Origin of the sequence: Marinomonas rhizomae (assembly GCF_003315485.1) — a bacterium.
Taxonomy (GTDB): Bacteria; Pseudomonadota; Gammaproteobacteria; order Pseudomonadales; family Marinomonadaceae; genus Marinomonas; species Marinomonas rhizomae.
Window position 1 is genome coordinate 282,936 of record NZ_QNSE01000007.1, and the last position, 13,838, is coordinate 296,773.

The following is a 13,838-nucleotide window of genomic DNA, read 5'->3' on the forward strand; positions in this document are numbered from 1 at the left end:
CAATAGCTATTGTGGTTGGTCAACAGTTATTGTAGTTGGTCAACAGTTATGCATGCCAGAAAGCTGCGCTTATTCTACCGTTACTGATTTGGCAAGATTTCTTGGCTGATCTACGTCAGTGCCCTTCACTACAGCAACATGGTAAGACAACAGCTGCAACGGGATAGTATGAACAATCGGTTCTAGGATGCTGTCTACTTTTGGCACTTCGGTGAAGATGATGTTGTCTTCGTTGTGCAGTTCTGTGTCTTTGTCGGCAAACACATACAATTCACCGCCACGAGCCGCCACTTCTTGTAAATTAGATTTTAACTTATCCAACATGTCGTTATGTGGAACCAAGGCAATGATTGGCATATTTTCATCAACTAAAGCCAATGGGCCATGTTTCAGCTCGCCTGCTGGGTAAGCTTCTGCATGAATATAAGAAATTTCTTTCAGCTTCAATGAGCCTTCTAGAGCAATAGGGAACATGGTGCCACGCCCCAAAAACAGTGCATTATGTTTGTTAGCAAAACGATCTGCGACTTGTTTGATGTGCGCATCTTCCAGTAGTGCATCATTAACATAGGCCGGCAATGAGCGCATCGCCTGCACCAGTTCTTTCTCTTTTTCTACTGACAGACCGTTTTCAACAGCAATAGCCACACTGGTAATCAAAAGTGCCGTCAACTGAGTAGTAAAGGCTTTGGTCGATGCCACGCCAATTTCAGGACCCGCGTTCGTCAACAGAGTAAGTGCTGACTCACGCACAAGCGTACTAGATGGGACATTACAGATGGCTAATGTGGTTAAATAACCCAGCTCTTTTGCCATGCGCAACGCTGCCAAGGTATCGGCTGTTTCACCCGATTGCGACAAGGTCAAAAATAAGGTTTTCTTCGGTACAGCTACTTTGCGATAACGGTATTCACTGGCCACTTCAACACTGCATGGCAAACCCGCTAAATCCTCAATCCAGTATTTCGCGACCATGCCTGCATGGTAACTGGTTCCACAAGCAACGATATGAACGTTTTCGATTTCTTTTAAGAAAGCTGAATCTGCACCAAAGCAGCTAGTTAGTACTTTCGTTTCACTGATGCGGCCTTCTAAACAAGCACTAATTACATTAGGTTGCTCGTAGATTTCCTTCATCATGTAATGACGAAACTCACCTTTATCGGTCGCATCAATATTGTGGTTGAACACGCTAATCGGGCGGTCTTGAAGCTCACCTTTAGCGTCATAAATAGACACTTGGTCGCGGCTAACGTCTGCTACATCACCTTCTTCTAAAAAGATAAATTGGTCAGTAACATGCAATAGCGCAAGCTGGTCGGAGGCAATAAAGTTTTCTTCGATACCCACGCCGATCACAAGTGGGCTGCCTTTACGAGCGGCAATAAAACGTTCATTGTCGTCTTTTTGCACAACACCAATGGCAAACGCACCATGCAATTTGGTTAACGTCGCTTGCACGGCTTTCAGTAAATCTGGCTGTGTTTTCAACGCATCATGAATAAGGTGAACGATAACTTCGGTATCGGTTTCTGATTTGAATTCATAACCCTTGCCTTTTAATTCTCGGCGTAATGGTTCGTGGTTTTCAATAATACCATTATGAACCAAGGCTAAATCCTCACCAGAAAAGTGCGGGTGAGCATTAGCTTCTGTAGGCTTACCATGAGTCGCCCAACGAGTATGAGCAATCCCCATTTTTCCATCGAGCGGTTCTGCTTCGAATTTGTCTTTCAAAGCCTGAACTTTGCCCACAGCACGGTGTGAAAATACGCCTTCTTCGTTGTTAATCGCAATACCGGAAGAATCATAACCACGGTATTCAAGACGACTTAGGCCTTCAATTAATATTTTTGATACGTTACGACGTGCAATGGCGCCAACTATTCCGCACATGAGAGAGTCCTTTTTTGGGTCTTAAAAAGGGGTCAGATCCCTTAAAGTTCTATGATAAATAATGTTACTAGGAATATTCTGTTTAAGGGATCTGACCCCTTTTCTATTTCTTGCTTTATTTTTTAACGGGCCTAGGCCAATTGTCTTTGTTGGTTTGTCGTGCTCTAGCAAAAGCCAATTGGTTCTCGCCTACCTGTTTGGTGATGGTAGAACCCGCCGCAATGGTCGCGCCGTCAGCGACTTGTACTGGTGCGACTAACGAGGTGTTCGAGCCAATAAAGACGTTGTCAGCAACTTGCGTCCTATGTTTATTCACACCATCGTAATTACAAGTAATGGTGCCTGCTCCCACGTTTACGTTTGCGCCCATTTCGGTGTCACCAATATAACTTAAGTGATTCACCTTGCTGCCTTCGCCGATAATGGCTTTTTTGGTCTCGACAAAATTACCAATTTTTGCTTTGTTGGCAAGTTGAGTACCAGGGCGTAATCGAGCAAAGGGGCCGATATCACAATTTTCGCCAACTTTGCTGTCTTCAATGAGGGTGTTGCTTTTAATAATCGTATTGTCACCTACGGTGCAATTTTTAAGGTAGCAATTGGGCCCAATTTCCACGCCAGCCCCTAACACTACTTTACCTTCAAAAACACAGTTCACATCGATCACAACGTCGTTGCCCGTCGTCAACTCTCCACGAACATCAATACGTGAAGGATCTAACAAGGTTGCGCCATTTTTCATCAAACTAACGGCTTGCTGATGCTGCAACTCGCGCTCTAATGCAGCCAACTGAACACGATCATTCACGCCAGCGACTTCGGCTTCATTTTCAGGATTTACTGTAAGAATATCCACACCGTCACGTGCCGCCATTGCGATCACATCGGTCAGATAAAATTCACCTTGGGCGTTTTTGTTCGTTAAGGATGCAAGCCAACCTTGGAGGTGATTATTTGGCGCTAACAAAATGCCAGTATTCACTTCATTAATAGTAAGCTGACTTTCTGTCGCGTCTTTCTGCTCCACTATCGCCGTCACCTTGCCTTGCTCATTGCGCACAATACGCCCGTATCCCATTGGATTTTCTAGGCAGATAGTCAACAAAACTAAAGTATTAGGGTTAGACAGAGCCGTCATCTTTTGCAATGTACTAGCAGAAATAAGCGGAACATCGCCATAAAGTGTTAATGTCGCGCCATTTTTTTGAAGAAAAGGTGCAACGCGGCGTAGTGCATCGCCTGTTCCTTGCGGATCATTCTGCCAAACAATATTGGCTGAAAAGTCCTGACAATTTGCTTCGACTTGTTCACCTTGATGGCCAACTACGAGGTGTAATTTTGATTCAGGTAATGAACTTGCTGTTGTAAGTACTCGTCTTACCATGGCGATACCGCCAACTTTGTGCAATACCTTGGAAAAGGCTGATTTCATTCGACTGCCCTTTCCGGCAGCAAGAATTACGATATCCTGAGTCATGAGCATCCTTGAATTGGTGTCTTTGAATAATGAATATAACTGATTCGATCTATTAGACCTTTTTGCCCAAACCGCCACAACCCAAATTGTCACAAAAAAAATGACATTTTTTATAAAAAATCATAATACGATGATTTTCAAAGCTTCTAGAAAAACAAAACTCAAAGATTGTCAGAAAATAATTACTAGGATGTTGGTAGGTTACATTGCGACATTCGCAGTATAAAATAGCGGCAAAAATTAATAAAAACCATTATCAAATGATTCACACACTACTTACAGCAAAGGATTAGCATGAGCCAAATCAGCAAACCGAAGCAACTTGATGAGCTTTATAATGAGGTACATCCTTTAGCCTTAAAAAAAGAAATTGATGCATTAGAACAGCATTCCATCACTTTTATAGAACACTGCCCTTTTATTATTATGTCCACGACAGACAAGAACGGATTCGCCGATGTTTCGCCTCGTGGCGGTCAGGCAGGTTTTGTGAAAGTACTGGATTCTAATACCATAGCTTTCGCAGACACAGCGGGTAATAACCGCTTAGATAGTTTAAGAAACATCGTAGAAAGGCCGGAAGTTGGACTGCTTTTCATGATCCCAGGCATAGGTGAGGTTGTGCGTATAAAAGGGACGGCTAGCCTGCACACAGATAACACAACGCTAGCGCTATTTGCTGAAAGCAATAAGCTTCCAAAACTTGTGGTCAAAATAAGCGTGCATAAATTGCTTTTTCATTGCCCCAAAGCCATTGCTGTTGCAAAACTTTGGCAAGATGAAAATAAAGTAGAGCGTTCATTTCTACCTTCACTTCTCAGCATCATACAAGATCAAACTCAAGCGTGAAATTTGGTTTGATCTACTAAGGTAATGGAAGGGCCGAATGTCTTGGACAAACACTACATTCCGCCTGGAGAAGCTCGACTAACAATCTGGTTGCAGGCCCTGTTCGCTCTCCTTTACCAAAGATGGCATACATATGAAAGTTGCGTTCACCACCAGAAATCAGCTTCAATTTTTTGAGTTTACCGCTCTGTAAGGCGTATTCTAAATCAGCCTTCGGCAACCAGGCGAAGCCAATGCCGCTGGTGACAATTTCCAGCGCGGATTGCACACTTGATACCGTCCAGCGTCGATCTGTTCCCAGCCAGCCAGAGTCGATAGACGTTTCTGATGCAGAATCTCGGATAACAATCTGCAATTCTCGACTCAGGCGCTCGTTATTAATGGGGTCGACTTCTTGCTGTAGAGGATGGTTTGTCGATGCGACGGCGATCATTTCAACTTCAACAATGGGGTCGGCTAAATAGCCTTTTGGAACTATGCCGCTAAGCACCAAATCTGGACTGCCTTTTCGCAGTGCTTCTTCACCTCCACTTAGTACCGCTTCTTTTAATTGTACCTGTGTTCCTTGGCTCTGTGGCTCGAAAGCTTGTAAAGCACGTAGTAAAGCTGGCGTTGGAAAAGCTTGATCCACGACTATTTCCAACTCTGGCTCCCACCCTTGTCCCAGTGTATGAGCCAATTCTTCTAGGTCTACTGCTTCTTTTAATAGATGACGTGAACGACGCAACAAGACTTCCCCTCGTTCTGTTAGCTTGGCTTTGCGCCCCTCGATAATTAGCAAGGGATAACCTAGCTGCTCCTGAAGTTTTGCAACTGTGTAACTAACGGAAGACTGGCTTTTATGAAGTGCTTCTGCGGCTTGAGCAAAACCACCTTTATCCACAACAGACTGCAGCACACGCCATTGTTCAAGGGTTACTCTTGGAGCTTTCAACATAATTCTCTTTAATGAAACCTATGGAAAGTTCAATGTATCGTATTTTTCGATCAATATCCTCAAAAAATGTCTCTTTTTAATCGAATTACTTGGTAATAAAATAACACCATTATCAAGTGACGAGCCATTCAGGCTCACTGAAGATTACCAAGGAGATAGTATTACAATGGCAACTTTATTACGTATCGATTCTAGTGCTTCTGGCGAAAACTCTAAATCACGTCAATTGGCAAACGAGTTTGTTGAAAAATGGTTAGCAAAAAACCCTGACGGTAAAGTGGTCGCTCGTGATGTAACGGCAAATCCACTTCCTCATTTCACTGGCGAAACATTGGGAGCATTATTCACTGCAGAAGAAAATCGTTCTGCTGAGCAACAAGCGATTGTTGCAATTGGTGATGAGCTGATTACGGAACTAGAAGCGGCAGATCTGGTTATTGTTTCTGCACCTATGTACAACTTCGGCATTCCTTCTACACTAAAGTCTTATTTTGACTATATTGCTCGCGCCGGTCGTACATTTAAATACACTGAAACTGGCCCTGTTGGCTTGGTAAACAAAGACGCTTACATTTTTGCAGCGAGCGGTAGCTTCTTAGCTGGCGCTCCTGTTGATCACCAAGTTCCTCACATCCAAACATTCTTAGGTTTCATTGGTTTAAATGTGAAAGAGACTTTTATTGCTGGCGGTCAAGCGATGGGCGCGCCAGGTGAAGACGCTTTCAACGAAGCAAAATCACAAATCGCCGTTGCTGTTTAACGCTAACTTTTATCCCCTTTAAGTTATTGTTATTGGCTGCTTCTAAAAACCGATTAGAGTGCTAATCGGTTTTTTTTGCCTAAATTTATATCATGACGCCAAAACCCGTAGATACTAATAAGTCCTTGTTGGATAACGATCGTACCTCCCTCATCCAACCTACAAAAACATCATAAATTCGACACTCAGTATCTACTTTCTTTCAAAGCCCATTCGCTTTTAAGGCAATACGCTTACGCTGTACGTCCACTTCTAGCACGGTGACATTGACCACTTGTCCGACTCGCACTAAATCCCTTGGGTCTTTGACAAACCGATCAGCCAGTTGCGAGATATGAATCAATCCGTCCTGGTGCACACCTAAATCCACAAAGGCGCCAAATGCCGCCACGTTGGTCACAACGCCCTCTAGGGTCATGCCTTCATGCACGTCTTCGAGTTTTTGCACGCTATGATCAAAAGACGCATAACGAAACTCTGGGCGGGGGTCGCGACCTGGCTTAGCCAGCTCATTCAGAATATCTGTGTACGTAAAATCCCCCGCTTGAGCAAAACTTGGCGCTAATAGCTTGAGCTGCTGTATAGCGCCGCTGTTATTTAGCAAGTCATTCGCTTTAAGCTTTAGTTGCGCGGCCATTTTTTGAACTAAAGGATAAGACTCAGGGTGAACTCCAGATTGATCTAAGGCTTCTTTGCCATTAAGTATTCTTAAAAAACCAGCACACTGTTCGAAGCATTTATCACCTATGCCTTTTATCTTAAGTAGCTCGTTTCTCGATTCGATGCGTCCTTTTTGCTGGCGGTAATCCACTATATTTTGCGCCAGCCGATTGGTTAGACCAGAAACATAAGACAATAAAGAAACTGACGCTAAGTTAATATCTACACCAACACGGTTCACACAATCCTCCACCACATTGGCGAGTGATTTAGACAATAAGGTCGCTTTGACATCATGTTGATATTGACCAACGCCGATGGCCTGTGGATCAATTTTTACTAATTCCGCAAGGGGGTCTTGGAAACGACGAGCAATAGAAACGGCCCCTCGTATGGTGACATCTAAATCTGGAAATTCTTGTATGGCTATTGGCGAAGCTGAATAGACAGATGCCCCAGCCTCACTGACGACCACAGCTCGACAATCTAGCTTCGAATCGCTAATAAGCGCTCTGACTAATGTTTCTGTTTCCCGTGAAGCTGTACCGTTACCAATGGCTACCCAGCCAATATTATGTTTGTGAATCAACTTAGAAAGTACTGCGCTGGCTTCTTGTGTTCGATTCTGAGGACCATGAGGGTATATAACGCTATGGTCTAGCAAAGCGCCTTGCTCGTTAATCACCGCTAATTTAACACCATTACGAAAACCTGGGTCCATTCCCAATACTCGATACGCTCCCGCAGGCGCCGCCATTAATAAGTCTTGTAAATTATCAGCAAAAACTTGAATAGCACCTTCCTCTGCTCGATCTTTCAATTGTGAAAGAACATCGGTTTCCAGTTTAGATAAAAGTTTGCTCTCCCAAGCCAGATTTAAATATTTTCGCTGCAAAGGCGTTACTCGATTGGATTGAGGCAAACTTGCATCCAGCAATTGATTAAGATGGGGAAGGATCAATACATTGGGATAGCTTTCTTCATTTCTTAAGGAGACGCTCATTTTTAATATTGATTCTTTTTTTCCTCGAAAGAGAGCCAATAAACGATGAGGTGGTACTTTATTTATCGCTTCTTGATAATCAAAATAATCTCTAAATTTCTCACCTTGTTCCTTTTTACCACGTAAAACCCTACTGCTTAAAAGACCATCTTTCAGCAGCGCTTCACGACCCTTCTTTAGTACCTCGCTGTCATTAGCAATAGCTTCATTCAATATCTCAGTAACCCCCTCTAAAGCAGACTCTGCGGCAACCACAATGTTATGCTGCTTACACCAAGCTTCAATGGCAGACAAAGAGTCAGAACGCTGACCAGACCATATTAGCGCCGCTAAGGGCTGAAGCCCTTGCTCTCTAGCATCATCTGCTTTTGTCTTACGGGTTTTCTTAAATGGTGAATACAAGTCTTCTAATTCATTTTTGGAGACAGCATTTTGTATTTTTTTTCTTATGACATCTGAGACACTTTTGTCGTCAGCTAATAACATCAGGATACTGTCTTTACGTTTTTTTAATTCTACTAAATACTGCCATCTATCATAAAAAGATCGCAAATCCATATCGCTCATACCACCAGTATTTTCCTTCCTATAACGGGCGATGAATGGAACGGTGGCGCCTTCTTCAAATAATTGAATAATATTATCGCTGTATTTTTTTAATATAGAAAATTCTATTTTTAAGTTATCCGATATGGAATTCATTCATTACCCTATTGTTTACACTTTTCTAACAAATTAAACACATTGTTTTATTAGCATGTTCGGTTGTTTTTTATTAAAATCCACACACAAACTTGAAATAACATTAAATTTCATCACAATGTACTGATATCAATTCAATGTTTTTACGGTATGAATTAATATTGAGCTTGTAGCATAAGATAAAATACATTTCTTGTCTGATTAAGATTCACAATCAGCCGCGAAAAACTTTATCTTTTCCAATCTAATGGAAGTTTCAAATTTATTGATTTTAACACATACCACTGGCCATAAAAGATGGATCTTATTTTCACTGTAGGACCAACCAGTTATTAAGAAACAATCAATTCTTAAGAGACGATCAGTTCTTAACAGATAATTAGGGGACACCAATGAGTTTATTACTAGAATTAGCAAGCAATAAAGCAAAAGCACGCGCAGCAGCCAAAGAACTTAGCGTAGCTCAGCTTGAAAACCTAATCGCCGGTTTCAACAATGCGCTTGAAAAAGCAAAAGAAGAAGAAGCGGCTCGTGAAGCAGAACAGGCTCAAAAATCTGCTCGCGCTGAAGAAATCGCAAGCCTCATCGCGAAAAGCGGCTTAACCATGGAAGAAGTAGCATTGCTAACAACGCCAAAAGCTGGTGCAACGAAAGGCAAAACGGTTGAACCTAAATACCGTCTAACCGTTGCTGGCGAAACTCATGAATGGACTGGCCGTGGCCGCACTCCAAAAGTATTCCAAGAATACTTTGATGCTGGCAATAGCCGTGAAAGTGTAGAAATTAAATAATTTTAGCTTTCTCTGAATAATAAAAAAGCGACTCGTGAGTCGCTTTTTTATTGGCTAAACTTTTTTTGTCAAAACATAAGAGCCCTTAGCTACTTTGTTTTGTATAAATCAAATCCCAAACACCATGACCTAAACGCTCACCACGTTGCTCAAATTTAGTCAGTGGTCGCCATTCAGGGCGAGGATGATACAAACCTTTACCGGCCGCATTCTGATAGACCTCTTGAACTTCCATTACTTCCATCATATGTTCGGCATAAGGCTGCCAATCTGTTGCCATATGAAAGTGACCGCCATCTTTTAAAACATTTGCCACTTGTTGAGCAAACAAGGGCTGAACGATACGACGTTTGTTGTGCTTTTTCTTATGCCAAGGATCTGGAAAAAATAACTGAAAGGCACTGGCCGTGCTCTGTGGCAAACAGTTAGCCATGACTTCAATCGCGTCATCACAGTAAACACGTAAGTTAGTAATACCTTCTTCTTTTGCCAGCATCATCAGCTTAGCAACGCCTGGCGGATGCACTTCAATGCCGATAAAGTCTTTCTCTGGCGCATTCTTCGCCATTTCGACAAGAGAAGCTCCCATACCAAAGCCTACTTCAAGCACCACGTCTGATTCACGACCAAATACACTTGTGTAGTCAATTCGCCCATCTGCAAGGTCTAAACCATATACGGCCCAGTTCGCATCGAAATTCTTTTGTTGGCCTTCCGTCATGCGGCCACCACGTACAACAAAGCTGCGAATGGTGCGTTTCTTGATAGGCTCTTGAGTATTTGTTTCTTGCTCTTGCATGGTTAAATATCGCTTAAGTGTGTTCTATTTTGATGAGCTTACATTGACCTAATTTGTTCTGTTTAGGTCAGTCATTAATCAAGTCTTTTGCATAAGACTAGCGGGGCGCTATCCTACCGGAAAAAGCATTTCATGTCCTGCTTTTGTCGGTTCGTTTATTAAGACTTAGAGTCTGTATTATTGCTTACGGTTTTTGCTGGCTTAAGCGCCACAAACGCAGTATCAAAAGCCCCCAAGCGATGAGATAACACAAACCACCCAATGGCGTAACGGCTCCCAACTTGGTGTAACCCGTTAGAGCCATCACATACAAGCTACCAGCAAACAAAACATTGCCCACAAATAGAAGCCGTAATATGCCTTTCGTCGAAGATAGGTAAGCAGACAAGGCTACCACCACCAAACCAGCTAAAGCATGGTACATAAGGTATTGGCTTGCCGTATGCCACCAGCCTAGCGCTTTAGAATCTAACACATCCGTTAATCCATGAGCGCCAAATGCACCAGCGGCAACTGAGATAAAGGCTTGAGCAGCAAAAAATGCTCCCCATTTAAAAGCAAGGTGAGCAGATGATTTGTTACTTTGCTCGTGTTTAGCCTGCTCTTGCTTGACTCCATTGTTATCAGGCATACATTATTCCAATACGTTTAAATAACCATTACTACCAATGGCGTAATAACGATTACCGGTAGCAAAAGCCAAAGCTAAAACACTCGCGCCACTGGGTCGACTCTTTGCAGTAAAAAGCTCCCATTCCTTTTGAACAACGCCTGTACTGACTTGCACCAAGGTAACCCGACTATTCACCTCGCCAAGCAAAATGGACCTGTCATCTTGAGAGAATACTGCTTGGCTGATACTGGCATTACGATATTGCAATGCCCCAGTATCAATCTTAGTTAGTTCTTTCCCCGTTCTCGTTGACCAAATTTTTGCGTTGCCTAATTGAGCAGCGCCAAACGCATACTTGCCATCGGCAGATAAAGCGACACTGCCAATAGCATTACTTAAAGGCCACTCGTATTTCTTTTCGCCGGTTTGCATATCCCAAAGAATGACATTAGAAAAGTCATCTCCTGTAATGCCGAGCAGTCCATCTGGCGTCACATCGACTGCACGCACACTTGCCCCCGTTCTGAGTGTTTGTTTAATACCACCACGTTTTATATCGAAAAAGCGAGCCGTCTGGTCATTCAACCCAATTAGAGCGTAATCACCATTTTGTGTGAGTTTTAGCGACAGAATATCACCAGGCGTTGCCCAGAAGCCGTCTGGCTTTCCTGTTGAAGTATTCCATAAAACAAGTGTTCGAGCACTGCCTGTGGCTGCGAATTGGCCACTTGGATCAATATCGACACCGTATAAAGAAGTGTAATCGCCTTGGGTATGATTCCAGTTAAAGCGGCGTTCATTGACGGCATTCACCCAGAAGCTACCACCATGCTGGATGGAGCCAACTAATGCCGTCGTGCCATCATCACTTAGCACTGCTGAGTATAAGCCCTGCGTAGCATATTGAGCCGTTCGAACAGGGGCTTCTCCTGAGCAAGATAATAAAGCGATCGAGCAGAAAGCGATTAAACCAAGCTCAAACGCTTTTTTCACTGTGCGCTTCATGTAATTCCTTAATCAACTGATCTTCATACTGAAAGCGCTCAGCCATTACCACTGCCAAAGCCTGTAATGAGAAAGGCAATGCCTCGAGCTGGGCATTACAATGTTCTTTGGTGTCGTATTTATCGTTAAATTCAATAGCGACTTCCGTAGAGGTATCAATTAGAGGTAACAACTCACGTAAAAGCTTCGCGGCACCGTCGTCATGAAATTCTTTTGCTTCTAAAGCCAGTTGTTCATAAACAGTAAAATGCCCTGCAGAAACATAATCTACCAGTAGTTCACAAAACGTTTGGATTTTTGGGGTATCTGTCGGTGTTAAATCACCACGTTCACGTAAATAAATTCCTGTTTCCAATAACTGTCGACGTTGCTCTAACCAACGGTCAATTATGATGTGCACTCCGCCCCATCGTTCTTGGGCTGTTTTACAACCTTCTAACATATGCAGACTCCATTAGGCGTTCATTTTTATTAATACACTTTGTCTCAAGCATATTCCGATACGCTACCCCCTGCAAGGTAATAGCCAGAGGGATTTGTAACCTTTTTAGAGAACTTTATAGGATTACTGTATTCAATAATCTTTTAGCAAAAACCGGTGTAAAAAAATTTATTTGAATAGATTTTTTTGATTTGCACGCAATGCGATGACGATATTAATAATAGCCATGCCAACAAACGCCACCAATGTCCAACCAGGAATACTAATACCTAAAAAGGTCCAAACTACGTCACCACATTCACCTGTTCCCATCACCATAGCTTGCATAATTTCCTGCCATGGAAAAACCTCAAACATGTAACTTAATCCAGGCAAACACGCTGGAAGTTCATCCGTTGGTAAGTTTTGTAAATACAAATGACGAATTGCCAACGCAGCACCGGCAAAAGATAAAACTGCCACAATCCAAGCAAACACTCGGCGCGCTTTTTCACTCGCCGTTAAAGCCGACACCAACGACACCACACCCACACTGAAAAACACGATGCGTTGCAACATGCATAAAGGACAAGGCTCTAACCCCATTTGATATTCCATATAAAATGCCACAGCTAAGAGAGCAAAAGCCGCAAACGCAACCAAACCATGAAAACGACGAGCAGATAAAAACGCGAACATATAAAAAGATTCCTAAACGTGCTAATGGGACATTTTTAATCGAATACTATTCCTACGACAACAGAGAAACAGTAAAGTGCTAAATTACTACTGACAGATAGCTTTAATGCCAGTTAGTATACTGTCTATTGGAATGAAAACGAGAACCTAAAATGTCATTGATGATATCCATGTGCAACAAATCACGTTTCTTAGCCTTAGTATTACTTTGCATGCTCACCAGCATCACAGGCCATGCAGAAGATGAAACTGCGGAAACGCCTGCTTATATTGAATTAAAACCTAACTTTGTCGTGAATCATTTAAATAGTGAGGACAAGCTAAAATACATCAAAACCAGCATTAGCATTCGTACCGACACCAGCTCTAAAGACTTGATCGAAGCCAATATGCCACTGGTCAGAGATGCACTTGTGATGTTCCTTAGTTCTCGCACAACAGAGCAAGTGACGGGGGCGATAGCACGTGAAAAAACTCGTGAAGAAGCAGCCGTTGCCGTAAACAATGCCCTGCAAGAAGAAACCAACCTATCTCCAGTGAAAGACATTTTATTCGCTAGCTTTGTCACCCAATAAATGACACCACTATCATTTTATGACACATTAATCTAAGCCAAAAAAATGCCCCTTGTTAAAGTCGTTAACAAGGGGCATTTTTAGCATTCATCACTTATTTAAAAATCAAAGCTCTTTAATTTCATCAGGGTCAACATAGCCCGCCAACTTGTCTGTTGCTTCATTATTGAAAAACTTATCCATCTGCTCCATCACATATTTGCGTGATTCAGGTTGCATCAAGTTCAATTGTTTTTCATTAATCATCATGGTCTGAAGCTGCTGCCATTCCTGCCAAGCCTGCTTAGAAACGTTTTGTAGAATTTCTTGGCCTTTTGCTCCGGGTAATGGCGCACGATCTAACGCTTCCATTTCTTTCTGAAACTTTTTACAAAAAACAGTATTAGACATAAAGATCTCTCGCCATTATCAATGTATAGAATGAATAATGGCGTTAACACGACAGAATTCAAGGCATTCTATAAATAAGATCAGAAACGCAATCATACTAAGCTCCTCCCCCTGCTAAGGGGGAGGTTGGGAGGGGGTTAAAGAAGACTTAACAACCCCACCCTAGCCCTTGTATCTTTCTAAGTGAATTGCTTAGCTAGTAATTCACTCTAGTCTGGTAAGTATGTTCCTAGCCCAAGCACTTTGATGCTGTAGGGGAGA

14 protein-coding genes are annotated in these 13,838 nt (G+C 42.6%); 4 read left to right on the forward strand and 10 right to left on the reverse strand.

Annotated elements, in window-relative coordinates; genetic code table 11:
- Positions 1–69: 69 nt before the first annotated feature.
- Together glmS and glmU are read right to left on the reverse strand one after the other, a co-directional pair.
- Complete coding sequence (glmS, locus tag DFP80_RS10985; protein WP_113916844.1) at positions 70–1,896, reverse strand: glutamine--fructose-6-phosphate transaminase (isomerizing); 1,827 nt, start codon at positions 1,894–1,896, stop codon at positions 70–72.
- Positions 1,897–2,011: 115 nt separating this feature from the next.
- Positions 2,012–3,373, reverse strand: coding sequence for a bifunctional UDP-N-acetylglucosamine diphosphorylase/glucosamine-1-phosphate N-acetyltransferase GlmU (gene glmU, locus DFP80_RS10990; protein ID WP_113916845.1), 1,362 nt, complete (start codon positions 3,371–3,373; stop codon positions 2,012–2,014).
- A gap of 294 nt (positions 3,374–3,667) precedes the next feature.
- On the opposite strand from glmU, the gene DFP80_RS10995 reads away from it, so the two are divergent.
- Complete coding sequence (locus DFP80_RS10995) at positions 3,668–4,222, forward strand: MSMEG_1061 family FMN-dependent PPOX-type flavoprotein (protein WP_113916846.1); 555 nt, start codon at positions 3,668–3,670, stop codon at positions 4,220–4,222.
- Positions 4,223–4,238: 16 nt separating this feature from the next.
- On the opposite strand, the gene DFP80_RS11000 is transcribed toward DFP80_RS10995, so the two are convergent.
- Positions 4,239–5,159 carry a LysR family transcriptional regulator gene (locus tag DFP80_RS11000; RefSeq protein WP_241560337.1) on the reverse strand — a complete coding sequence of 307 codons (921 nt, stop codon included), beginning with the start codon at positions 5,157–5,159 and terminating at the stop codon, positions 4,239–4,241.
- A gap of 166 nt (positions 5,160–5,325) precedes the next feature.
- Here DFP80_RS11000 and DFP80_RS11005 point away from each other — a divergent pair, with 166 nt between their 5' ends.
- Positions 5,326–5,919, forward strand: a complete 594-nt coding sequence (locus DFP80_RS11005; protein ID WP_113916847.1) for an FMN-dependent NADH-azoreductase — start codon at positions 5,326–5,328, stop codon at positions 5,917–5,919.
- A 202-nt stretch (positions 5,920–6,121) separates the two neighbouring features.
- On the opposite strand, the gene DFP80_RS11010 is transcribed toward DFP80_RS11005, so the two are convergent.
- Positions 6,122–8,284, reverse strand: a complete 2,163-nt coding sequence (locus tag DFP80_RS11010; RefSeq protein WP_113916848.1) for a Tex family protein — start codon at positions 8,282–8,284, stop codon at positions 6,122–6,124.
- Between the two features lie 392 nt (positions 8,285–8,676).
- On the opposite strand from DFP80_RS11010, the gene DFP80_RS11015 reads away from it, so the two are divergent.
- Positions 8,677–9,075, forward strand: coding sequence for an H-NS histone family protein (locus DFP80_RS11015; protein ID WP_113916849.1), 399 nt, complete (start codon positions 8,677–8,679; stop codon positions 9,073–9,075).
- Between the two features lie 85 nt (positions 9,076–9,160).
- Here DFP80_RS11015 and trmB read toward each other — a convergent pair whose 3' ends face one another.
- From trmB to DFP80_RS11040, 5 genes are all read right to left on the reverse strand, one after another.
- The gene (gene trmB / locus DFP80_RS11020) at positions 9,161–9,874 is read right to left on the reverse strand and encodes a tRNA (guanosine(46)-N7)-methyltransferase TrmB (protein ID WP_113916850.1); all 714 of its coding nucleotides are present in this window, start codon (positions 9,872–9,874) and stop codon (positions 9,161–9,163) included.
- Positions 9,875–10,058: 184 nt separating this feature from the next.
- Complete coding sequence (locus tag DFP80_RS11025) at positions 10,059–10,505, reverse strand: DUF423 domain-containing protein (RefSeq protein ID WP_113916851.1); 447 nt, start codon at positions 10,503–10,505, stop codon at positions 10,059–10,061.
- A gap of 3 nt (positions 10,506–10,508) precedes the next feature.
- A complete protein-coding gene (locus DFP80_RS11030) occupies positions 10,509–11,492 on the reverse strand; it encodes a WD40 repeat domain-containing protein (RefSeq protein ID WP_113916852.1) in 984 nt (327 codons plus the stop codon).
- Positions 11,464–11,934 carry a sigma D regulator gene (gene rsd, locus DFP80_RS11035; RefSeq protein ID WP_113916853.1) on the reverse strand — a complete coding sequence of 157 codons (471 nt, stop codon included), beginning with the start codon at positions 11,932–11,934 and terminating at the stop codon, positions 11,464–11,466. Before rsd ends, DFP80_RS11030 begins: the two co-directional genes overlap by 29 nt.
- Positions 11,935–12,102: 168 nt before the next feature.
- On the reverse strand, positions 12,103–12,612 hold the full coding sequence (locus tag DFP80_RS11040) for a disulfide bond formation protein B (protein ID WP_113916854.1): 510 nt from the start codon (positions 12,610–12,612) through the stop codon (positions 12,103–12,105).
- A 152-nt stretch (positions 12,613–12,764) separates the two neighbouring features.
- On the opposite strand from DFP80_RS11040, the gene DFP80_RS11045 reads away from it, so the two are divergent.
- A complete protein-coding gene (locus DFP80_RS11045) occupies positions 12,765–13,187 on the forward strand; it encodes a flagellar basal body-associated FliL family protein (RefSeq protein WP_113916855.1) in 423 nt (140 codons plus the stop codon).
- A 105-nt stretch (positions 13,188–13,292) separates the two neighbouring features.
- Here the strand turns inward: DFP80_RS11045 and DFP80_RS11050 are convergent, their stop codons facing one another.
- Positions 13,293–13,577: an oxidative damage protection protein gene (locus tag DFP80_RS11050; protein ID WP_113916856.1), complete on the reverse strand. Its 285-nt coding sequence runs from the start codon at positions 13,575–13,577 to the stop codon at positions 13,293–13,295.
- Between the last annotated feature and the right edge of the window lie 261 nt (positions 13,578–13,838).

Coding starts and splice junctions, on each gene's coding strand:
- DFP80_RS11030 (WP_113916852.1), bottom strand. CDS start 11,492: ATGAAGCGCACAGTGAAAAAAGCGTTTGAGCTTGGTTTAATCGCTTTC.
- DFP80_RS11050 (WP_113916856.1), bottom strand. CDS start 13,577: ATGTCTAATACTGTTTTTTGTAAAAAGTTTCAGAAAGAAATGGAAGCG.
- DFP80_RS11010 (WP_113916848.1), bottom strand. CDS start 8,284: ATGAATTCCATATCGGATAACTTAAAAATAGAATTTTCTATATTAAAA.
- DFP80_RS11005 (WP_113916847.1), top strand. CDS start 5,326: ATGGCAACTTTATTACGTATCGATTCTAGTGCTTCTGGCGAAAACTCT.
- DFP80_RS11015 (WP_113916849.1), top strand. CDS start 8,677: ATGAGTTTATTACTAGAATTAGCAAGCAATAAAGCAAAAGCACGCGCA.
- DFP80_RS11040 (WP_113916854.1), bottom strand. CDS start 12,612: ATGTTCGCGTTTTTATCTGCTCGTCGTTTTCATGGTTTGGTTGCGTTT.
- DFP80_RS11025 (WP_113916851.1), bottom strand. CDS start 10,505: ATGCCTGATAACAATGGAGTCAAGCAAGAGCAGGCTAAACACGAGCAA.
- glmS (WP_113916844.1), bottom strand. CDS start 1,896: ATGTGCGGAATAGTTGGCGCCATTGCACGTCGTAACGTATCAAAAATA.
- DFP80_RS11045 (WP_113916855.1), top strand. CDS start 12,765: ATGTCATTGATGATATCCATGTGCAACAAATCACGTTTCTTAGCCTTA.
- DFP80_RS11000 (WP_241560337.1), bottom strand. CDS start 5,159: ATGTTGAAAGCTCCAAGAGTAACCCTTGAACAATGGCGTGTGCTGCAG.
- glmU (WP_113916845.1), bottom strand. CDS start 3,373: ATGACTCAGGATATCGTAATTCTTGCTGCCGGAAAGGGCAGTCGAATG.
- DFP80_RS10995 (WP_113916846.1), top strand. CDS start 3,668: ATGAGCCAAATCAGCAAACCGAAGCAACTTGATGAGCTTTATAATGAG.
- trmB (WP_113916850.1), bottom strand. CDS start 9,874: ATGCAAGAGCAAGAAACAAATACTCAAGAGCCTATCAAGAAACGCACC.
- rsd (WP_113916853.1), bottom strand. CDS start 11,934: ATGTTAGAAGGTTGTAAAACAGCCCAAGAACGATGGGGCGGAGTGCAC.